Origin of the sequence: Streptomyces sp. NPDC059443 (assembly GCF_042750105.1) — a bacterium.
In the GTDB taxonomy this organism is placed as follows: Bacteria; Actinomycetota; Actinomycetes; order Streptomycetales; family Streptomycetaceae; genus Streptomyces.
In genome coordinates, this window is sequence record NZ_JBHYVM010000060.1 from 1 (window position 1) to 19219 (window position 19219).

General features: G+C 70.8%; 21 protein-coding genes. 7 read left to right on the forward strand and 14 right to left on the reverse strand.

All coding sequences use genetic code 11. The annotated features are described in order from the left end of the window. Positions 1-474: 474 nt before the first annotated feature. Positions 475-1116: a DNA-3-methyladenine glycosylase gene (locus ACFXDJ_RS35120; RefSeq protein ID WP_384658286.1), complete on the reverse strand. Its 642-nt coding sequence runs from the start codon at positions 1114-1116 to the stop codon at positions 475-477. Positions 1117-1212: 96 nt separating this feature from the next. Between ACFXDJ_RS35120 and ACFXDJ_RS35125 the strand changes: the two genes are divergently transcribed. The 3 genes from ACFXDJ_RS35125 (at position 1213) to ACFXDJ_RS35135 (ending at position 3245) form a co-directional block, all read left to right on the forward strand. Further along, positions 1213-1995 carry a sporulation protein gene (locus ACFXDJ_RS35125; protein WP_384658289.1) on the forward strand — a complete coding sequence of 261 codons (783 nt, stop codon included), beginning with the start codon at positions 1213-1215 and terminating at the stop codon, positions 1993-1995. Between the two features lie 51 nt (positions 1996-2046). Continuing rightward, positions 2047-2580, forward strand: a complete 534-nt coding sequence (locus ACFXDJ_RS35130) for a YbhB/YbcL family Raf kinase inhibitor-like protein (RefSeq protein WP_384658291.1) — start codon at positions 2047-2049, stop codon at positions 2578-2580. Between the two features lie 161 nt (positions 2581-2741). Continuing rightward, a complete protein-coding gene (locus ACFXDJ_RS35135) occupies positions 2742-3245 on the forward strand; it encodes an HNH endonuclease (protein ID WP_384658294.1) in 504 nt (167 codons plus the stop codon). A gap of 58 nt (positions 3246-3303) precedes the next feature. Here ACFXDJ_RS35135 and ACFXDJ_RS35140 read toward each other — a convergent pair whose 3' ends face one another. From ACFXDJ_RS35140 to ACFXDJ_RS35155, 4 genes are all read right to left on the reverse strand, one after another. After that, a complete protein-coding gene (locus ACFXDJ_RS35140) occupies positions 3304-4074 on the reverse strand; it encodes a sulfite exporter TauE/SafE family protein (RefSeq protein ID WP_384658322.1) in 771 nt (256 codons plus the stop codon). Between the two features lie 109 nt (positions 4075-4183). After that, positions 4184-5173, reverse strand: a complete 990-nt coding sequence (locus ACFXDJ_RS35145) for an SPFH domain-containing protein (RefSeq protein ID WP_384658296.1) — start codon at positions 5171-5173, stop codon at positions 4184-4186. Positions 5174-5269: 96 nt separating this feature from the next. Further along, positions 5270-5701, reverse strand: coding sequence for an NfeD family protein (locus ACFXDJ_RS35150; RefSeq protein WP_384658298.1), 432 nt, complete (start codon positions 5699-5701; stop codon positions 5270-5272). Between the two features lie 54 nt (positions 5702-5755). Further along, positions 5756-6550: an ABC transporter ATP-binding protein gene (locus ACFXDJ_RS35155; protein ID WP_384658300.1), complete on the reverse strand. Its 795-nt coding sequence runs from the start codon at positions 6548-6550 to the stop codon at positions 5756-5758. Positions 6551-6684: 134 nt separating this feature from the next. On the opposite strand from ACFXDJ_RS35155, the gene ACFXDJ_RS35160 reads away from it, so the two are divergent. Beyond that, positions 6685-7476, forward strand: coding sequence for a hypothetical protein (locus tag ACFXDJ_RS35160; protein WP_384658303.1), 792 nt, complete (start codon positions 6685-6687; stop codon positions 7474-7476). 159 nt (positions 7477-7635) lie between these two features. On the opposite strand, the gene ACFXDJ_RS35165 is transcribed toward ACFXDJ_RS35160, so the two are convergent. The 3 genes from ACFXDJ_RS35165 to ACFXDJ_RS35175 all read right to left on the reverse strand — a co-directional run bounded on the left by ACFXDJ_RS35165 (position 7636) and on the right by ACFXDJ_RS35175 (position 9850). Next, positions 7636-7881 (reverse strand): chaplin, encoded by a 246-nt coding sequence (locus ACFXDJ_RS35165; RefSeq protein ID WP_384658306.1) that lies wholly within the window; start codon positions 7879-7881, stop codon positions 7636-7638. 111 nt (positions 7882-7992) lie between these two features. After that, positions 7993-8679, reverse strand: coding sequence for a response regulator (locus ACFXDJ_RS35170; RefSeq protein ID WP_384658308.1), 687 nt, complete (start codon positions 8677-8679; stop codon positions 7993-7995). Beyond that, complete coding sequence (locus ACFXDJ_RS35175; RefSeq protein ID WP_384658311.1) at positions 8672-9850, reverse strand: GAF domain-containing sensor histidine kinase; 1179 nt, start codon at positions 9848-9850, stop codon at positions 8672-8674. Before ACFXDJ_RS35175 ends, ACFXDJ_RS35170 begins: the two co-directional genes overlap by 8 nt. A 618-nt stretch (positions 9851-10468) precedes the next feature. Between ACFXDJ_RS35175 and ACFXDJ_RS35180 the strand changes: the two genes are divergently transcribed. Next, complete coding sequence (locus ACFXDJ_RS35180; RefSeq protein WP_384658314.1) at positions 10469-11137, forward strand: transglycosylase SLT domain-containing protein; 669 nt, start codon at positions 10469-10471, stop codon at positions 11135-11137. Between the two features lie 100 nt (positions 11138-11237). Here ACFXDJ_RS35180 and ACFXDJ_RS35185 read toward each other — a convergent pair whose 3' ends face one another. Then, the gene (locus ACFXDJ_RS35185; protein WP_384658317.1) at positions 11238-13763 is read right to left on the reverse strand and encodes an FHA domain-containing protein; all 2526 of its coding nucleotides are present in this window, start codon (positions 13761-13763) and stop codon (positions 11238-11240) included. A 284-nt stretch (positions 13764-14047) separates the two neighbouring features. Between ACFXDJ_RS35185 and serB the strand changes: the two genes are divergently transcribed. Then, entirely contained in the window at positions 14048-15247 is a 1200-nt protein-coding gene (gene serB / locus ACFXDJ_RS35190; RefSeq protein WP_384658320.1) for a phosphoserine phosphatase SerB, read from the forward strand. 101 nt (positions 15248-15348) lie between these two features. Here serB and ACFXDJ_RS35195 read toward each other — a convergent pair whose 3' ends face one another. From ACFXDJ_RS35195 to ACFXDJ_RS35210, 4 genes are all read right to left on the reverse strand, one after another. Next, complete coding sequence (locus ACFXDJ_RS35195) at positions 15349-15870, reverse strand: SixA phosphatase family protein (protein ID WP_384663833.1); 522 nt, start codon at positions 15868-15870, stop codon at positions 15349-15351. 155 nt (positions 15871-16025) lie between these two features. Continuing rightward, positions 16026-16226, reverse strand: a complete 201-nt coding sequence (locus ACFXDJ_RS35200; protein WP_384663831.1) for a hypothetical protein — start codon at positions 16224-16226, stop codon at positions 16026-16028. Positions 16227-16376: 150 nt separating this feature from the next. Further along, entirely contained in the window at positions 16377-16499 is a 123-nt protein-coding gene (locus ACFXDJ_RS35205) for an SGM_5486 family transporter-associated protein (protein ID WP_384663829.1), read from the reverse strand. A 5-nt stretch (positions 16500-16504) separates the two neighbouring features. Then, positions 16505-17824, reverse strand: a complete 1320-nt coding sequence (locus tag ACFXDJ_RS35210; protein ID WP_384663827.1) for a CynX/NimT family MFS transporter — start codon at positions 17822-17824, stop codon at positions 16505-16507. 102 nt (positions 17825-17926) lie between these two features. Here ACFXDJ_RS35210 and ACFXDJ_RS35215 point away from each other — a divergent pair, with 102 nt between their 5' ends. Beyond that, positions 17927-18622: a FadR/GntR family transcriptional regulator gene (locus ACFXDJ_RS35215; protein WP_384663825.1), complete on the forward strand. Its 696-nt coding sequence runs from the start codon at positions 17927-17929 to the stop codon at positions 18620-18622. Here the strand turns inward: ACFXDJ_RS35215 and ACFXDJ_RS35220 are convergent. Continuing rightward, complete coding sequence (locus tag ACFXDJ_RS35220; RefSeq protein WP_384851250.1) at positions 18603-19049, reverse strand: hypothetical protein; 447 nt, start codon at positions 19047-19049, stop codon at positions 18603-18605. The two genes, ACFXDJ_RS35215 and ACFXDJ_RS35220, sit on opposite strands and share 20 nt — an antisense overlap. Positions 19050-19219 lie beyond the last annotated feature (170 nt).

Sequence of the window (19219 nt, forward strand, 5' to 3'; positions counted from 1 at the left end):
ACCGTCCACTGCGTCCTCGCTGTGTAATTGCCTGCAAGCATCACAGCCGAAACTGCGACCTCACAGGTCTTTTTCAAAGGAACCTCATCCACCGAGGTGGACGGGGTATCAACTTTTGGCGTTGATTTTTGGCACGCTGTTGAGTTCTCAAGGAACGATCGCTTCCTTTGTTCCTGTTTCCAGGCCCTCCGGGCGCTTCCTTCGTTTCCAACTCTACCAGATCATTTCCGTTGTCGTTTCCGACTTGGATTTGAATTCGGTGGCCGTTGGAGGGCCTGTGCCTTTCGGCGCTCCACCACATTAGCGCTTATCCCGTGCGGCTCATAATCGGCCGCTTGGAATCGAATTCGGGCACGCCGAATAAGACCCCGTCAGGGGTAAGTCGTAGGTGTGGGTTGGCCGCTCCGGGGGTCTGCTGATAGCAGTGCCCCGTTCAAGCGGCTCGGGCTACGTTAGGCGTCCGCCCTCGCCGAGTCAAGTTGAGCGGCGGCGTGGCGCGTGGGCTCGGTACGGGCTCACCGTCGGGTCCTGAGTGATCCAGTAGCGGTAGGGGTGCGCCGCGCCGGCTCCGCCCACTCCGGTGCGCGGGCCGTTGCTCACCAGGTCGGGCGAGGTCGAGGTCCCCGTAAGGAGGGAGAGGGGGGAGTCCGGGCCTCCGCAGAGGTCCGCGCCGTCGAGGGAGCGGTCCACGTCCAGGGCCGCGGCCAGGCGGGCCGGGCCTTTGGCCAGTTCTCGGTCTGTTCTGGCCGAAACCCGACGTTTACGGGCCAGCTCGGCGCCCATCGTGATCTCCCCCGCCCGCAGCAGGACACCGCTCGCGTGGTCCGGCGGTCCGCACACCAGGTTGAGGCTGAACCACATGCCGTAGATGAAGTAGACGTACGCGTGTCCGGGTGGACCGAACATCGACGCGTTGCGCGCCGTCCGGCCGCGGTAGGCGTGGGAGCCGGGGTCCGTCTGTCCCTCGTACGCCTCCACCTCCGTGATGCGCAGTTCGATGGGGCCGTCCGGGGTGCGGCGGACCAGGGTGCGGCCGAGGAGGTCCGGGGCAACGGTGAGGACCGGGCGGTCGAAGAAGGACCGGGCCAGGGGCGTACGGTCGGGGCGCGCGCTCATCCGGTCGAGCGTAGTGGAAGACGTACGCCTGCAACCGGGGCCTAAGGTTCCGCGTTTGTAGGGGTAATCAGCAGAGCCTTCAAGGGGAGTCAGAGCATGGGGTTCAGGAAGCTGTTCGCGAGCCTGGGTGCCGGCGGCGCTTCGGTCGACACGGTCATCACCGAGCCGAACGTGGTGCCGGGCGGAATCGTCCAGGGCGAGGTGCGGATCCAGGGCGGATCCGTGGAGCAGCAGATCGAGGGGCTGTCCGTCGGGCTCCAGGCGCGGGTGGAGGTGGAGGGCGGCGACCAGGAGTACAAGCAGGACATCGTCTTCACCAAGCAGCGCCTCGGCGGTGCCTTCCAGGTGCAGGCGGGTGCGGTGCACGTGGTGCCCTTCGGGCTGGAGATCCCGTGGGAGACGCCGGTCACCCACTTCGGCGGCCGTCACCTGCACGGGATGAACATCGGGGTCAGCACCGAGCTGGAGATCGCGCGCGCGGTGGACGCCGGCGACCTCGACCCGATCAGCGTGCACCCGGTGCCGGCGCAGCAGGCGATCCTCGACGCCTTCGTTCAGCTGGGCTTCTCCTTCCGCAGCGCGGACATGGAGCGCGGGCACATCCGGGGGACGCGCCAGACGCTGCCCTTCTACCAGGAGATCGAGTTCCTGCCGCCGTCGCAGTACCGGGGGCTGAACCAGGTCGAGCTGACCTTCGTCTCCGACGGCCGCGAGATGGACGTCGTCCTGGAGATGGACAAGAAGCCGGGCCTGTTCAGCGAGGGCAGCGACACCTACCGCTGCTTCCAGGTGGGGCTGCACTCGTACCAGGGGACCGACTGGGCGGCGTACCTGAACCAGTGGATCGCGTCCGTGGGTTCGCAGCGCAACTGGTTCTAGGAGCGCTCTAGGCTCGGCCGGTACGCGTTTTTCGATTCCGGAGGTTCAACAGTGGCCGAACAGCGCAGGGCACCTCTTCCGCACGAGTTCCACCCCGAGGTGCACACCTTCTCCGTGGTGAGTACGGACATCGGGCCCGGGGCCGATCTGGCGGACGCCCAGGTCCTCTCGGGCGGGAACGTCTCTCCGCAGCTGCGGTGGGAGGGGTTCCCGGAGGGGACGAAGAGCTTCGCCGTGACCTGCTTCGACCCGGACGCTCCGACGGGGAGCGGGTTCTGGCACTGGGTCCTCTTCGACCTGCCGGTCTCGGTGACCGAGCTGCCGGCCGGGGCGGGCAGCGGGAAGTTCGAGGGGCTGCCGGCCGGGGCCGTGCACGTGCGGAACGACTACGGCACCAAGGATTTCGGCGGGGCGGCTCCGCCGGCCGGGGAGCGGCACCGGTACGTCTTCACCGTGTACGCGGTGGACAAGGAGAAGCTGGGTCCCGGTGCGGAGGTCTCGCCGGCGGCCGTCGGGTTCAATCTGCGCTTCCACACCCTGGGGCGGGCGCAGCTGATCGGTGAGTACGAGGCCCCCGCACGCTGATCGTTCCGCTTCCCGTTCTCCGAGCGTTTGCCCGGTCCTGGTCTAAAGACGTCCAGGACCGGGCATTTTTATTGCGTTGTCCCGCGTGGCGCGCGCGACCAGAGTGGTTGCGGGCCCTGCCGCCATGGTGGTCGCGGGCCTGCACACGGGAGGTGGGCGAGATGCGGGACACGCTGGTGCTGAATGCGAGCTTCGAGCCGCTGTCGACGGTGACCCTGAACCGGGCCGTGGTCCTGGTCCTTCAGGACAAGGCCGTGGTCGAACAGTCGCACCCCGAGCTGCGTGTGCGCGCGGCCACCATGGATCTTCCGCTGCCGCGGGTGATCAGGCTCTGCAGGTACGTCCGGGTGCCCTTCCGAAGACATGCTCCCTGGTCACGGAGGGGTGTGTTGGTCCGGGACCAACACCGGTGCGCGTACTGCGGGAAACGCGCGACGACCGTGGACCACGTACTTCCGCGTGCCCAGGGCGGTGGGGACACCTGGCTGAACACGGTGGCCTCGTGCGCCGAGGACAACCACCGCAAGGCGGCGCGGACTCCGGAGGAGGCGGGGATGCCGCTCCTCCGGAAGCCGTTCGTGCCCTCGCCGGCGGACGCCATGCTGCTCGCGCTGGGGGTGGGCGGGCGCGATCCCCTGCCGGAGTGGCTGGGGCGTTCCGCCTAGGACCGCTCATCCTGATGTGTAGACGGCCGCGCTGGGCGGCGTACCTGGGGTACGTCGCTCAGCGGAGCAGCAGTTGGACGATCGCGATGATCCCGACGGTCACGATGACCGCGCGCAGGACGGTGGGCGAGAGCTTGCGGCCGACGTTGGCGCCGATCTGGCCGCCGATGGTGGAGCCGACGGCGATGAGCAGGACGGCCGTCCAGTCGAACTCGGCGACGAAGAGGAAGAAGACGGCCGCGATGCCGTTCACCATCGCCGCGACGACGTTCTTCACCGCGTTGATCCGCTGGAGGTCGTCGCGGAGCAGCAGCCCCATCAGCCCGAGGTAGAGCACGCCCTGGGCGGCGCCGAAGTAGCCCCCGTACGCGCTGGCGAGCAGCATGCCGGTGAGCAGGGCCGGTCCGCCGTCGGGGTTGCCCGCGTCGCCCCCGGCGGCCTCCTGGCGCCCCCGCAGCGCGGCGGCGAGCCGGGGCTGGAAGACGACGAGTACGAGGGCCAGGCCGATGAGGACGGGCACGATCGTGTCGAAGGAGTCCGACGGCAGGGCGAGGAGCAGGACGGCGCCCGCGAGTCCGCCGACGAGGGAGACGGCTCCGAGCCGCAGGATGCGGGCCCGCTGGCCCTTCAGCTCCTTGCGGTAGCCGAGGGCTCCGCTGATCGAACCGGGCACGAGGCCGAGGGTGTTGGAGACGTTCGCGGTGACCGGCGGCAGACCGGTGGCCAGCAGCACCGGGAAGGTGATCAGGGTGCCGGAGCCGACGATCGTGTTGATGGTGCCGGCGCCGACACCGGCGGCGAAGACCGCCAGGGATTCCCAGAGGGACATCGAGAAGGAAGCCCCAAAAGACACAGCCGTCCCCTTTGCATGAGTGAGTCGCCTCCCCGCCATGAAGGTCGAGGGGCCTCACCGAATCATGCAGGAGGGGACGGTCCGTTCAGTCGATCGGGGGCTGTTCGCGGCGCTCCGCGGCGGCCTTGTCGGCCGCGTCGCCGCCGGCGTCCTTGCCCGCGTTGCCGATGTTGCCCGGGTTGAAGCCCGAAGCGGCGCCCATCGGGCCGAAGTTGCCCATCGCGCCGGAGAGCCCCTTGAGGGCGTCGCCGATCTCGCTCGGGACGATCCAGAGCTTGTTCGCGTCGCCCTCGGCGAGCTTCGGGAGCATCTGGAGGTACTGGTAGGCGAGCAGCTTCTGGTCGGCGTCGCCGGCGTGGATGGACTCGAAGACCGTACGGATGGCCTGCGCCTCGCCCTCGGCGCGCAGGGCGGCGGCCTTGGCGTCACCTTCGGCGCGCAGGATGGAGGACTGCTTCTCACCCTCGGCGCGCAGGATCTCGGACTGGCGGACACCCTCGGCCTGGAGGATCGCGGCGCGCTTGTCGCGGTCGGCGCGCATCTGCTTCTCCATCGAGTCCTGGATGGAGGTCGGCGGCTCGATGGCCTTGAGTTCCACGCGGTTGACGCGGATGCCCCACTTGCCGGTGGCCTCGTCGAGGACCCCGCGCAGGGCCGCGTTGATCTCCTCGCGGGAGGTCAGGGTCCGCTCCAGGTCCATGCCGCCGATGATGTTGCGGAGGGTGGTGACGGTGAGCTGCTCGATGGCCTGGATGTAGCTGGCCACCTCGTACGTCGCGGCGCGGGCGTCGGTCACCTGGTAGTAGATGACCGTGTCGATGTTGACCACCAGGTTGTCCTGGGTGATGACCGGCTGCGGCGGAAAGGGGACGACCTGCTCGCGGAGGTCGATCCGGTTGCGGATCGAGTCGATGAACGGGACGACGATGTTCAGGCCCGCGTTGAGGGTGCGGGTGTAGCGGCCGAACCGTTCGACGATGGCGGCGCTGGCCTGCGGGATCACCTGGATCGTCTTGACCAGTGCGATGAAGACCAGAACCACGAGAATGATCAGGACGATGATGATCGGTTGCATGCGGTTCCCCGTGCCCTTCCGGCTGTCTGTGCTGCCCCGTTGAGCGGAGTCTCGCAGACCCCGGGGCCGCGAGTCGGCTGCTTGCTCACATGCTGCTCACATGACGACCGCGGTCGCCCCGTCGATCTCCACCACGTCGACGGACTGGCCCGGTTCGAAACTGCTGTCCGCGTCCAGGGCCCGGGCCGACCAGATCTCCCCGGCGAGCTTGATCCGGCCCGCTCCGCTGCCGTCGACCCGCTCCAGGACCACGGCGCTGCGGCCCTTCAAGGCGTCGATTCCGCTGCGGTGCTGGGGCTTCTGGCTGCGGCTCCGGTTGGCGATCGGGCGGACCACCGCGAGGAGGGCGACCGACGCGATCACGAAGACCAGTACCTGGGCGACCACTCCCCCGCCGAGGGCCGCCGTGACGGCCGCCGCCACGGCGCCGGCCGCGAACATGCCGAACTCGGGCATCGCGGTCAGGACGAGGGGGATGCCCAGTCCGACCGCGCCGATGAGCCACCACACCCACGCGTCGATGTCCACATGGTCATGGTAGGTCGGGCGGGCGCGGTCCGGACAGGGTGCGGGAGCCCCGGCCTAGCGCAGGGGCAGGCCCTGGGCGGTCCAGCGGTCGTTCCCGTTGCGTTCGACGACGAGCGGCAGCCCGAAGCACAGGGAGAGGTTGCGCGAGGTCAGTTCCAGGTCGATGGGACCGGCGGCGATCACCTTGCCCTGGCGGATCATCAGCACGTGCGTGAAACCGGGGGCGATCTCCTCGACGTGGTGCGTGACCATGATCATGGACGGCGCCAGGGGGTCGCGGGCCAGCCGGCCGAGGCGCCGTACGAGGTCTTCGCGGCCGCCGAGGTCCAGACCGGCCGCGGGCTCGTCGAGGAGCAGCAGCTCGGGGTCGGTCATCAGGGCGCGGGCGATCAGGGTGCGCTTGCGCTCGCCCTCGGAGAGGGTGCCGAACTTCCGGTCGAGGTACTCCGTCATGCCGAGGCGGTCGAGGAACGCGCGGGCGCGCTGCTCGTCGATGTCCTCGTACTCCTCCTGCCAGGTGGCCGTCATCCCGTACGCGGCGGTGAGGACGGTCTCCAGGACGGTCTGGCGCTTCGGGAGCTTGTCGGCCATCGCGATGCCGGCCATGCCGATGCGGGGACGCAGTTCGAAGACGTCCACCTTGCCGAGGGTGCTACCGAGGATGGAGGCGGAGCCCTTGGTGGGGAAGAGGTAGCTGGAGGCGAGGTTCAGCAGGGTGGTCTTCCCGGCGCCGTTGGGGCCGAGGATCACCCAGCGCTCCCCCTCCTTGACCGACCAGGAGACCTGGTCCACCAGAGCCCGGCCCTCGCGGACCACGGATACGTCCACCAGCTCCAGAACATCGCTCATGAGCGTGTTGTCTCCCCTTGCAGTCTCGGTTCGTCTGTGCACCGGAAGGCGCAGCCCCAGGGGAAAACCTACGCCACTCACGGAGGGGTCCGGGCGCCAGCCCGGTCACCGGCGGCGATCCGTAAAGTAGGGGGATGCTTTTCGAACCACGTTCAGGGCGGCTCGCCGCCTGGGGGAACGCTCTGCTGGCCGGTCTGGTCTCGCCCGACGAGGCCGTCGTGTCGATCGTGGGCGAGGACGCCGTGCACCGGGTGGAGGGGCTTCCGGGGGAAACCGGCCCGGTGGGACTCACCCTCGCGCTGGGACGGCTGCGTGCGCTGGGGGTGACCGGGCTGCGGGTCGCCCTGCCGGCGCCGGGGCATCCGCTGGGGCTGAGCGGGCCGCCGGAGTTCAACGCGAGGGCGCTGGACGCCGAGGAGGCGGTCGTCGCGGTGGGCGCGGCGGTCGGGCTGGTGCCCGAGGTGTACGAGGTCGGGCCCGAGGGGGACGTGCACGTCTCGGTGACCTGGCACTGCCTGCCGGTGCGGGAGGCTCCGCCGGCGGACGTGCCTTCGCTCGGCGAGGCGGAGCGGGAACTGGCGGAGGCGCTGCGCGAGGCCACGGTGGTGCTGACGCGCCTCGACGTGGCGGGATCCGGGCCGGTGGCGCAGGCGGCGCTGTCCGCGTACCGGGCGCGGGCGGAGGCCTCGGCCAGGGACGTGCTGGCTCCCGGGTACCCGCCGCGGGCGGTACGGGTGCTGTCGCTGGCACAGCGGGTGGACCTGATGGTGTCGCTGGCGTACGAGCGGGGCCACGGGGCGGCGGTGGCGGCGTCGGAGATGGCCGCGCGGGCGGAGGCCTTGCGGCCCGTGGAGCGGGTCGCCCGGCGGGCGCTGGTCGCGGCGTACAACTCTGCAGTCGAGGATCGGGAGCGGGGCCGGGACTGACCCGCGACCGCGGCGGGGCTTGATTGGCCAACGGCCCCGCTTCCCGGGGAGAGGGGGGAAGCGGGGCCGGGTGCGAGCACCGCTACGCGGGCGACGGCTGCCCGGCGGACGGTGTCCGGCGCGGCGGGCCGAAGCCTGCGGGGCGGTGCGAGGGGCGCATCAGGAATTGACGCCCGTGTTGCCCCAGACGCCGTTCAGCAGGCCGATCACGTTGATCGTGTTGCCCACGACGTTCGCCGGGATGTGGACCGGGGTCTGGAGCTGGTTCCCCGCGGCCACGCCGGGCGAGTTCAGGGCCTCGCCCTCCGCCGACGCACCGCCGTGCGCCGAGGAGACACCCGCGCCGGCGGCGAGGAGGCCGCCCGCGATCATGGTGACGGCAGTGGCCTTCTTGATGTTCTTCACGTTCTGGTCCTCCGTACGTCTGCCGCGGCCAGCCGCCGCGGCACGTCATGAAGAACGGTCATCCGACGAACGGGATGCGCCATGTGGGCGACATACACCCGACCGTATGAATCACTCCGTGAGTCCGTGTCTGACCGCCCACAGCGCCGCCTGGGTGCGGTCGGTGACGTCCAGCTTCATCAGGATGTTCGAGACGTGCGTCTTGACCGTCTTCTCGGAGAGGACCAGCGACCGGGCGATCTCCCGGTTCGAGCGCCCGTCCGCTATGTGCCGGAGCACTTCCCGTTCCCGGTCGGTCAGGGAGCCCGCGCGGCCGGGGGACGGCGGGTGGCCGTCCTCGGAGAGCAGGGTCTCCGCGACCTCCGGCTGGAGGAGGACGTGACCGGCGTGGACCGAGCGGATGGCGGCGGCGAGGGCGTCGGGGTCGATGTCCTTGTAGACGTATCCGGCGGCGCCCGCGCGCAGGGCGGGGACCACGGTGCGCTGCTCGGTGAAGCTGGTGACGATCAGCACGCGGGCCGGGTTCGCCAGCGCGCGCAGCCTCCGCAGCGCCTCGATGCCGTCGGTGCCCGGCATCTTGATGTCCATCAGGATGACGTCGGGGCGCAGTTCCTCCGCGCGGGCGATGCCCTCCTCCCCGTCGGAGGCCTCGCCGACCACCTCGATGTCCTCCTGGACCTCCAGGAAGGTGCGCAGGCCGCGCCGGACCACCTGGTGGTCGTCGACGAGCAGCACCCTTATACCGGTGCGGCCGCTGCCGCCGCCGGTGCGGCCGCTCGGGCCGGACGCGTCAGCCACCGGGGACCTCCAGTTCGATCGTGGTGCCCGTACCGGGCTCCGAGTGCACGGTGAGCCGGCCCCCGACGCCGGCCGCGCGGTCCCTCATGGAGACCAGGCCGAGGTGCCGGCCGGCCCGGCGGACGGTGGGAGGGGAGAAGCCGGACCCGTCGTCCGTGACCCTCAGGACGGCTCCCCCGGCCTCGCGGCGGGTCAGGGTGACGGCGATCCGCTCCCCGTCCGAGTGGCGCAGGGCGTTGTGGAGGGCCTCCTGGGCCACGCGCAGGACGGCTTCCTCCTGGGCCGCGGGAAGGGCCCGTACACCGTCGCAGGTGAAGGTGACGTGTGCGGCGTGCGCGCGGTCCAGGACCCGGACCTGGTTGCGCAGTGTGGCGGTGAGGCCGTCCTCGTCCAGGGCGGCGGGGCGGAGCTCGGTGACGGCGGCGCGCAGTTCGTCGGCGGCTTCCGCCGCGAGGGCGGCCACCTGATGCAGTTCGTCCTTGGCCCGGGCCGGGTCCCGGTCCACGAGGGCGGCGGCGGCCTGGGCGGTCAGGCGCAGCGAGAAGAGCTTCTGGCTGACCGCGTCGTGCAGCTCGTGGGCGAGGCGGGAGCGCTCCTCGGCGATGGTCAGCTCGCGGCTGCGCTCGTAGAGGCGGGCGTTGGTGAGGGCGATCGCCGCGTGCTGGGCGAGGAGGGAGAGGAGTTCCTCGTCCTCGTCGGTGAATCCGCTCCGGCCGTCGGCGGCGGCGCGCTTGTTCGCGAGGAAGAGGGCTCCGAGGATCTCCTCGCCGTCTCGGATGGGCAGCCCCAGGAAGTCGGACATGTCGGGGTGGGCGGCGGGCCAGCCCTCGAAGCGCGGGTCCTCGCGTACGTCGGCCAGTCGCTCGGGGCCGTCCTGGTGGAGCATCGCGGCCAGGATGCCGTGCTGGCGGGGCAGCGGGCCGATCGCCCGCCACTGCTCCTCGCTGATGCCGTCCACCACGAACTGGGCGAAGCCGCCGTGGTCGTCCGGGACGCCGAGGGCGGCGTACTCGGCGTCGAGGAGCTCACGGGCCGAGGCGACGATCGTGCGCAGCACGTCACGCACTTCCAGCCGGCGGCTCATGGCGAGCAGCGCGGTGCTCACGGCGGCCAGGCCGCTGCGGGGGCCTCGGGGTGCGCAGGGGCCGCCGCGCAGGGGACTACCGGTCATGGCCTCACCGTACTCGCGGCGCCGGCCCGCGGGATCGGGCGCGGGGCCTAGGGCGGGGCGGGGCTCGGCCTAGGACTCGGCGTAGGGCCGGGGTCGGGAGCGGGCTGGGGACGGGGGTGGGGACGGGGGTGGCGTCCGGCCCGGGCGCTACGGAAGCAGGGGCTGTATATAACGGGCATTCCGCCATGCCGTTGGGCCCGGCGCCCGCCCTCCGCGGGGCCCCGGGGAGGGCGGGATGAGGGTCCGTCTATGCCTTTGGCAGGAGTTCCGGGCCGTTCGCCTGCTACTCAAGGATGAGATCGGTGACGGAATGAATTGCTGTCGCAACGGTCGGTGAGATTGTTACGTGGCCGATGTGAGCCCGCACATAGGACGCAGATCACTTACGAAGTTCCCTAGTGGACGAATAAGGACGCCGTTAGCGCTGCTGCGCCTAGCGCCGAGCCCTGAAATCGGGGCTGATCAACCGCCCGTGATCCACTAAGCAGCATCGTACGTCACACCTTTGCCAGGCGTTTTTGCCACCGCTAAGAATTGCCCTCGTCGCACAGCGCCGCTGATCTCCGGATCCTCGTGGCGCTTTCCTGCGGCTCCCGCTATTCGAAGAGGTTGCTACGCATGTCCGAGACCAACACTCCCGGCCACAGTCGTCGTCTGACGAAGGCCCACAAGCTTTCGCTCGCCGGTGTAGCCACCCTGGGCGCCGCCGCCCTCGCCTTCTCCCTCGTGCCCTCCGGCGCCGGTGAGACCTCGACGGTCGTGGCCACCGCCCCCGTCGCGTGGTCCAAGGTCGTCGAGAGCGCGCAGACGCAGGCCATGCACCAGCACCTCACCGTTCAGCAGGTCGTCGCGGACAAGCAGGCCAAGGCCGCGCAGGACGCGAAGGCCAAGGCCGAGGCGGACGCCAAGAAGGACCGTGAGCAGAAGGAGGCCGCCAGCCGTTCCGCGGACCGCGCCCCGGTCTTCGCGAACAACCTGGACGGCTGGATCAAGGAAGCCCTCTTCATCATGAAGAAGGAGGGCATCCCGGGCACGTACGCCGGCATCCACCGCAACATCATGCGCGAGTCGAGCGGCAACCCGATGGCGATCAACAACTGGGACATCAACGCCAAGAACGGCATCCCGTCGAAGGGCCTGCTCCAGGTCATCCAGCCGACGTTCGCCGCGTACCACGTCAAGGGCACCAAGTTCGACCTGTACGACCCGGTCGCCAACATCGTCGCCGCCTGCAACTACGCGGCCGACAAGTACGGCTCGATGGACAACGTCAACAGCGCCTACTAGGCCTCTGGCGTCCCCCACGCTCCCCCATGCGCCTCAGGGCGGCCCCGGTGTTCCGGTGCCGCCCTGAGGCGTTCGTGTGGCCGTGTGGCCGCGTCGGGCGCTACTTGCGCATGACCTCGGGCTCGTGGCGGCGCAGCAGGCGCGCGACCGCGAAGCCGCAGGCGACGCCCAGCAGGATCAGCACGATGATGTCGAAGCTCCACTGGCCGACCGTGGCGTCCCAGAGCGGGTCGGTGTTCTCCGGGTGGTCCCGGTCCCACGGCGGCATGAGCTTGACCAGGTGCAGCGTGGTGCCCGCGGCGCCGACGGCCCAGCGGGACGGCATCAGCCAGGCGACCTGCTCCAGGCCCGGTGAGTCGTAGACCTGGAAGAGGATGCCGGTGAACACGACCTGGACGATCGCGAACATGACCAGCAGCGGCATCGTCTTCTCGGAGGTCTTCACCAGCGAGGAGATGACCAGGCCGAACATCATCGACGTGAAGCCCAGCGCGGTGATCGACAGGCAGATCTCCACGGCCGGGGACATGAACAGGCCCTCGGTCGGCATGTCGCGCGGGAAGAAGCCGATCCCGCAGATGATCACGCCCTGGATGGCCGTGATGATGCCGAGGACGATCACCTTCGACATCAAGTACGCCGACCGGGACAGGCCGGTCGCGCGTTCCCGCTCGTAGATCACCCGTTCCTTGATCAGCTCACGGACCGAGTTCGCGGCGCCCGAGAAGCACATGCCGACCGCGAGGATCAGCGTGATCGTGCCGGCGGCGCTGTTGAAGCCGGCCGGGTTGGGCGCGAGGCCGAACTTCGCCGGGATGACCGTGGAGACCACGCCCAGGACCGCCGGGAGGATCAGCATCAGGCCGATGAAGCCCTTGTCGGACGCGATGACCGACACGTAGCGGCGGATCAGCGTCCAGAGCTGGGAGCCCCAGCTCTGGGGCTTGGGCGGCCGGGTCTGCTGCATGGCGGGCTGCACCGACTGCGGGGCGACCGCGTCGATGTCGGCCGCGTACAGCTGGTAGTGCTGCGAGCCCTTCCAGCGGCCGGCCCAGTCGTAGTCGCGGTAGCTCTCGAAGGCGGAGAACACGTCGGCCCAGGTGGTGTAGCCGAAGAAGTTCAGCGCCTCGTCCGGCGGGCCGAAGTAGGCCACCGAACCGCCCGGGGCCATGACCAGCAGCTTGTCGCAGATGGCCAGCTCGGCGACCGAGTGGGTGACGACGAGGACCGTGCGGCCGTCGTCGGCGAGGCCGCGCAGCAGCTGCATGACGTCGCGGTCCATGCCCGGGTCGAGGCCGGAGGTCGGCTCGTCCAGGAAGATCAGCGACGGCTTGGTGAGCAGCTCCAGGGCCACGGACACGCGCTTGCGCTGACCACCCGAGAGCGCGGTGATCTTCTTGTCCTTGTGGATGTCGAGCTTGAGCTCGCGCAGCACCTCGTCGATGCGGGCGGCGCGCTCGGACTCGGTGGTGTCCGCCGGGAAGCGCAGCTTGGCCGCGTACTTCAGGGCGGTGCGGACCCGCAGCTCCTTGTGCAGGATGTCGTCCTGCGGGACCAGGCCGATGCGCTGGCGGAGCTCCGCGAACTGCTTGTACAGGTTGCGGTTGTCGTAGAGGACGTCGCCCTCGTTGGCCGGGCGGTAGCCGGTCAGCGCCTTGAGCAGCGTCGACTTTCCGGAGCCGGAGGGGCCGATGACCCCGATCAGCGACTTCTCCGGGACGCCGAAGGTGACGTCCTTGAGGATCTGCTTGCCTCCGTCGACCGTGACCGTGAGGTGGCGGGCCGAGAAGGAGACGTCACCGGTGTCGACGAACTCTTCGAGCCGGTCTCCGACGATCCGGAAGGTCGAGTGTCCAACGCCGACGATGTCGTTCGGGCCGAGCAGCGCGGTACCGGACTTCGCCACCGGCTGGCCGTTGACGTAGGTGCCGTTGTGGCTGCCGAGGTCGCGGATCTCGAAGCGGCCGCCCGGCATCGAGCGGAACTCCGCGTGGTGGCGCGAGACCTGGAGGTCGGAGACCACCAGCTCGTTCTCCAGCGCACGGCCGATCCGGATGACGTGACCCAGCGCGAGCTGGTGGAACGTCGTCGGGCTGCGGTGGTCCCCGTAGCCCGGAGTGCTGCCGCCCTGCGCGGGGAGCGGGGCCGCGGAGCCGCCGCCCTGCTGCTGCGGGAACGGCGGGGCCTGCTGCTGGCCCTGCTGCTGCTGAGCCTGGTGCGCCTGCTGGGCCTGCTGCTGTTCCCAGGCCTGCGGGGCCTGGGGCTGCTGCGGTTGCGCGTACGCCTGCGCCGGCGTCTGCTGCGCCACGGCCGGCTGCGGCACCGGTGCGGCCGCGCCCGCGACGGGGTTCAGCCGCGGGCCGTCGGTGGCGTTGCCCAGGTGCACCGGCGTGCCGGGCACGAGCTCGGCCTGCTGGACCCTCGCCCCGTGCACATACGTGCCGTTGGTGCTCCCGTGGTCCTCGATCCCCCAACCCCGCCCGTTCCAGGCGATGGTGGCGTGCCGCCACGACACCCGGGCGTCATCGATCACCACGTCTCCCTGGGGATCGCGCCCCAGCGAGTACGACCTGGACGGATCGAGCGTCCAGGTCCTTCCATTCAATTCCAGTACGAGTTCCGGCACTCCAGCCCCACTTAAGTCCCCCGAGATCCCCCCATGACGTCAGGGAGTCTAGGGATGGCGAACATCCGGGGGAACTATTTCAGGCGCACGGCCACAAGGGGAATCCGGGCCACGTCGGGGCGCACGGAAGGCCCTGCGGGGAGGGTCGAAAGCCACCCGGAGCGTTCGATTCGGGACTTTCCGTCGCCCCTCCCCTCCTCGTGGGGGCCGTCCGGAGCGAAACGGTTCCGGCAGGTGGGACGGGGGTCCTTGCGCGCGGGCCGGGGAGATACGGTGAAGGCACCATGAGCGCTTCGCAGACCTCCGACGTCCCCACCCTCCTCGTCAAGATCTTCGGCAAGGACCGTCCCGGGATCACCGCCGGGCTGTTCGACACCCTCGCCGCCTACTCCGTCGACGTGGTCGACATCGAGCAGGTGGTCACCCGAGGCCGCATCGTCCTGTGCGCCCTCGTCACCCATCCCGCCGGCAGCACGGAAGGCGAGCTGCGGGCCACCGTCCACAGCTGGGCCGACTCGCTCAAGCTGCAGGCCGAGATCCTCTCCGGCACCGGTGACAACCGGCCGCGCGGCAGCGGCCGTTCGCACGTCACCGTGCTCGGGCACCCGCTCACCGCCGAATCCACGGCCGCCATCGCCGCGCGGATCACCGCGACCGGCGGCAACATCGACCGCATCTTCCGGCTCGCGAAGTATCCGGTGACGGCGGTGGAGTTCGCCGTCTCCGGCACCGAGACCGAGCCGCTGCGCACCGCCCTGGCCACCGCCGCCGCGCAGATCGGCGTCGACGTGGCCGTGGTCTCGGCAGGGCTGCACCGGCGGGCCCAGCGCCTCGTCGTCATGGACGTGGACTCCACGCTGATCCAGGACGAGGTCATCGAGCTCTTCGCGGCGCACGCCGGCTGCGAGGCCGAGGTCGCCGAGGTGACCGAGCGGGCCATGCGCGGCGAGCTGGACTTCGAGCAGTCCCTGCACGCCCGGGTCGCGCTGCTGGCGGGGCTGGACGTCTCCGTCGTGGACAAGGTCCGCTCCGAGGTGCGCCTCACCCCCGGCGCCCGGACCCTGATCCGCACCCTCAAGCGGCTCGGCTACCAGGTGGGCGTGGTCTCCGGCGGGTTCACCCAGGTGACGGACGATCTGCGGGAGCGGCTCGGGCTGGACTTCGCCTCCGCGAACACCCTGGAGATCGTGGACGGCAAGCTGACCGGCAAGGTCGTCGGCGAGATCGTGGACCGGGCCGGCAAGGCCCGGCTGCTGCGCCGGTTCGCCGCGGAGGCCGGCGTACCGCTGGCCCAGACGGTGGCCATCGGCGACGGAGCCAATGACCTGGACATGCTGAACGCCGCCGGGCTGGGCGTGGCCTTCTGCGCCAAGCCGGTGGTCCGCCAGGCCGCGGACACCGCGGTGAACGTGCCGTTCCTGGACGCCGTGCTGTACCTGCTGGGGATCACCCGGGAAGAGGTCGAGGCCGCCGACCTGGCGTGAGGCGAGCCGTCCCTACGACGGAGCGGGCCCCGGCACGGGAGAGTGCCGGGGCCCGCTCCGTCGTAGTCGTAGTCGTGGGGGGCTGGGGGCGCGGAGCGCGCTCAGCCGTGCTTCGGGGCCCAGAAGTCGAGCAGGGTGCCGACGCCGTGCTCCACGGACTTCCAGGAGCCGGTGAAGGAGACCACGGCGATCGCGGAGGTCGGGAAGCCGGAGCGGTTCATCCGGGCCAGTACGTCGCCCTCCGCGGTCCCGGCCAGGGCGTCGGCGAGGGCGTGCACACCGGGGTTGTGGCCGATGACCAGCAGGTTGTGGACCTCGTCGGAGGTCTCGTTGAGCAGGGCGATGAGCTCGCCGAGCGAGGCGTCGTAGAGCCGTTCCTCGTACGAGGTCTTCGGCCGGTGCGGCAGCTCCTGGACGGCGAGCTTCCAGGTCTCGCGGGTCCGGGCCGCGCTGGAGCAGAGGGCCAGGTCGAAGGTGATACCGGTCTGGGCCAGCTTCTGGCCGGCGGCCGGGGCGTCGTGACGGCCGCGCTCCGCCAGGGGGCGGTCGTGGTCTGTGCCGTCCGACCATTCGGCCTTGGCGTGCCGGAGGAGGACGATCCTGCGGGGTGTGTCGGCGCTCATGGCTCCCAGCTTGGCATGAATCGAGCCACGGGGCGCAGGGTGTTGAGGGGCTCACCCCGGGGTGCGGGGAGCGCCGGGGCGCACGGGCGCCCGCCCGGTCCTACGACTGCGGGCACGCGGCGCGCACGTGGCCCGGACGCGGCCCTGGTGCGCTGTCAGCCGACGGCGCGCAGCAGCTGGTGGGTGACCTGGACGAGCGCCGAGCCGCCGCCGGAGTCGGCGTGGGCCTCGCCGGATCCGGCGAGGAGTATGAGCAGGAGGGCGAAGGCGAGGGCGGCGGGAGCGAGCGTCCACCAGTGCAGGCGGGCGTCGGCCCCGATGGTTCGGGGAGCGGGTGTGTGCGTGGGGGCCGACATGGCCGCCTCCGTGGGGTGCGCGTGGGACGGGCTCGCTCTTGCTCTTCGAATCTAAGGATTCGAGCCGGCGGTTCCCATCGGGGACGCACCCCACTTCACCCTGAGCCTGACCCCCTAGGGGTTGGGGGGATAACCCCACCATCGGCCCCGCTACCCCGGGGAGGCGATGGTCGCGATGATGGAGATGATCACGGTCACGAGGAGCATCGCGCCCAGCACGAGGCCGAGCTTCTTGTGGCCGTCCTGGGGATTGGGTTCGAGTACGGGCGACATGCCGTTCAGTCTCGCATGCCGCATTCGTCCTCGATCGTGCGGTCCCGGCCCGCCAGCACGCCGAGCGCGATCTGCGGGACGAGCAGTCCGGCCATCAGGGCCAGGGGCAGGTCCCAGCCTCCGCTGTGCTGGTAGAGGGCGCCGATGAGGAGCGGTCCGGGGATGGAGATGAGGTATCCGGTGCTCTGTGCGAAGGCGGAGAGCTTGACCACGCCGGCCGGGGACTTGGCGCGCAGCCCGATCAGGGTGATGACGAGCGGGAAGGCGCAGTTGGAGACGCCGAGCAGCAGGGCCCAGGCCCACGCTCCGGCGGCCGGGGCGAAGTAGAGCCCGAGGTAGCCGAAGAGACCGAAGAGGCCGAGGGTGACGGCGATGGGGCCCTGGTTCTTCATCCGGCCGGCGAGGCGCGGGATGACGAAGGCGAGCGGGACGCCCATGACCATGGTGACGGCGAGCAGGATTCCGGCCGTGCCGGCGGAGACTCCGGCGTCGCGGAAGATCTGCGGGAGCCAGCCCATGGTGATGTACGCGCCGGTGGCCTGGAGGCCGAAGTAGGCGGCGAGGGCCCACGCGGTGCGGCTGCGGACGACGCGCGGCCCGGTGTCGGCTCCGGCGGGGACGGCCGGGCGTGCGGGGTCGGCGGCGGCCGCCGCCTTCTCCTGGCGGGCCGCGGCGGCGATGGCCAGCCAGGGCAGGACGGCGGCCACGGCGAGGAAGCCCCACATCAGCAGGCCGGTGCGCCAGCTCCCGCCGAGGGCCTCGGTCATCGGGACGGTCGCGGCCGCTGCGAGCGAGGTGCCGGCGGCCAGGGCCATGGAGTAGAGGCCGGTCATGGTGCCGACCCGGTCCGGGAACCAGCGCTTGACGATCACCGGCAGGAGCACGTTGGTCAGGGCTATGCCGGCCAGGGTCAGGGCGCTGGCGGCGAGGAACCCGGCGGCGTTGCTCGCGAAGGGCCGGATCAGCAGGCCCGCGGCGACGGCGGCCATGCCGGCGCAGACGACGGCGGCCGGGCCGAAGCGGCGGGAGAGCCGGGGCGCGGTGACGCCGAAGACGGCGAAGCAGAGGGCGGGTACGGAGGTGATGAGTCCGGCGACGGTGCCGCTCATGCCGAGGCCCGTACGGGTCTCTTCGAAGAGGGCGCCGAGGCTGGTGATGGCGGGCCGCAGGTTGAGGGCGGCCAGCACGATGCCGACGAGGAGCACGGGTCCGAGCCACGTCGGCTGCGGGGCGGCGGGGCCGCCGGGGGTGCTGGTGAAGGGCTGCGGGGATGCCGTGCGCACGGCCCGGGGCCGGTTCAGGGTCTGGATTTCTTCGTCGGACATTGAACCATCATAGAATCATGGGATGATTGGTTGTCCAGTCTGCTACCCATTCTGCCTCCCCTTCCGCCTCCCATTCCGTGTCCGGAAAGGAACCCCGACCGCATGCCGCTGACCTCGCCCCGGCGATCCGCGCTCGTCGACCAGGTGATCGCCCAGCTCAGGAACCAGATCACCACCGGCGAATGGCCCGTCGGCTCCCGCATCCCCACCGAGCCCGAGCTCGTGGAACTGCTGGGAGTCGCCCGCAACACCGTGCGGGAGGCCGTCAGGGCCCTCGCGCACAACGGCCTCCTCGACATCCGCCAGGGCTCGGGGACCTACGTCCTGGCCACCAGCGAGCTGGCCGGGGTCATGCACCGCCGCTTCGCCGGGGCCGACCCGCGCCACATCGCGGAGCTGCGCTCGACGCTGGAGTCCTCGGCGGCCCGCCTCGCGGCGGAGCGGCGGACCGCGCGGGACCTCGTACAGCTGGACGCGCTGCTCGCCCGGCGCGAGGAGGCGTGGTCGGGCGGGGACGCGGAGGTGTTCATCGCGGCGGACGTGGCCCTGCACATGGCGGTGGTGGCGGCCTCGCACAACGACGTGCTCATCGAGCTGTACGCGGACCTCGGCGATCTGGTGGCCGATTGGCTGCGCGTGGACGTGGGCGCGGACCTCGATCCCGCCTCGCACATGGACCACGCCCGGCTGATCGAGGCGATCCGGCGCGGGGACGGGGACACGGCGGCCTCGGAGGCGGCCGGCTATCCCTTCGCCTGCCTGGGCAAGGAGCCGCGGGTCACTGCCGCCGGTGGCTGACCCAGGCGGAGCGGACCTCCTTCCAGCAGCGCCCGGTGAGCTCGGTCCGGCCGGCCGGACCGATGGCCACGGGCGCGCCGTCCCCGTCCACGTCCCACCAGCGGTCGCACTCCACGTGCAGGCGGACCACATCGGTGTCGGGATAGGCGTTGTGGCAGTACGCGATCACCTGCGAGCCCACGATCTCGGTGTCGCAGTCGGCGCCGAAGAGCTCCCGGGCGGCGGGCGGAGCGGGCCGCACGGGCGGCTCGGCGGGGAGCTGGGCCAGGTCCACGACCGCCCGGTCCGCGGCGGCGGGGGCCGCGGTCTCCGGGCCGGGCGCCGGGTCGGCGTCCTCCGACTGCGCGATCGCCCCCGGGATCAGGAATGCGGTCAGGACCACCGAGGTGACCAGCAGCGATACCGCTCGGCTCCGCCTCGCGCGCACTCCCGTACCTCCTCCCCGCAGGAGCCGGGAAGATCCCGACGGGGCCAGTTTGCAGGCAAATGTCACGATTCTCGACTCGGGAAGATCTGATCAGAGGCCGAAAATCTGATCGAACCGGGGCCCCGGCAGCGAAAACGGCGGCGGGGGGGGGCGCGCGGCGCCGCGGGCGG

What these genes read in the sequence shown, in the direction of transcription:
- ACFXDJ_RS35180 (WP_384658314.1), top strand. Translation starts at nt 10,469, where the DNA reads ATGTCCGAGACCAACACTCCCGGCCACAGTCGTCGTCTGACGAAGGCC.
- ACFXDJ_RS35125 (WP_384658289.1), top strand. Translation starts at nt 1,213, where the DNA reads ATGGGGTTCAGGAAGCTGTTCGCGAGCCTGGGTGCCGGCGGCGCTTCG.
- ACFXDJ_RS35120 (WP_384658286.1), bottom strand. Translation starts at nt 1,116, where the DNA reads ATGAGCGCGCGCCCCGACCGTACGCCCCTGGCCCGGTCCTTCTTCGAC.
- ACFXDJ_RS35205 (WP_384663829.1), bottom strand. Translation starts at nt 16,499, where the DNA reads ATGTCGCCCGTACTCGAACCCAATCCCCAGGACGGCCACAAGAAGCTC.
- serB (WP_384658320.1), top strand. Translation starts at nt 14,048, where the DNA reads ATGAGCGCTTCGCAGACCTCCGACGTCCCCACCCTCCTCGTCAAGATC.
- ACFXDJ_RS35135 (WP_384658294.1), top strand. Translation starts at nt 2,742, where the DNA reads ATGCGGGACACGCTGGTGCTGAATGCGAGCTTCGAGCCGCTGTCGACG.
- ACFXDJ_RS35200 (WP_384663831.1), bottom strand. Translation starts at nt 16,226, where the DNA reads ATGTCGGCCCCCACGCACACACCCGCTCCCCGAACCATCGGGGCCGAC.
- ACFXDJ_RS35155 (WP_384658300.1), bottom strand. Translation starts at nt 6,550, where the DNA reads ATGAGCGATGTTCTGGAGCTGGTGGACGTATCCGTGGTCCGCGAGGGC.
- ACFXDJ_RS35195 (WP_384663833.1), bottom strand. Translation starts at nt 15,870, where the DNA reads ATGAGCGCCGACACACCCCGCAGGATCGTCCTCCTCCGGCACGCCAAG.
- ACFXDJ_RS35175 (WP_384658311.1), bottom strand. Translation starts at nt 9,850, where the DNA reads ATGACCGGTAGTCCCCTGCGCGGCGGCCCCTGCGCACCCCGAGGCCCC.
- ACFXDJ_RS35210 (WP_384663827.1), bottom strand. Translation starts at nt 17,824, where the DNA reads ATGTCCGACGAAGAAATCCAGACCCTGAACCGGCCCCGGGCCGTGCGC.
- ACFXDJ_RS35140 (WP_384658322.1), bottom strand. Translation starts at nt 4,074, where the DNA reads ATGTCCCTCTGGGAATCCCTGGCGGTCTTCGCCGCCGGTGTCGGCGCC.
- ACFXDJ_RS35145 (WP_384658296.1), bottom strand. Translation starts at nt 5,173, where the DNA reads ATGCAACCGATCATCATCGTCCTGATCATTCTCGTGGTTCTGGTCTTC.
- ACFXDJ_RS35160 (WP_384658303.1), top strand. Translation starts at nt 6,685, where the DNA reads ATGCTTTTCGAACCACGTTCAGGGCGGCTCGCCGCCTGGGGGAACGCT.
- ACFXDJ_RS35215 (WP_384663825.1), top strand. Translation starts at nt 17,927, where the DNA reads ATGCCGCTGACCTCGCCCCGGCGATCCGCGCTCGTCGACCAGGTGATC.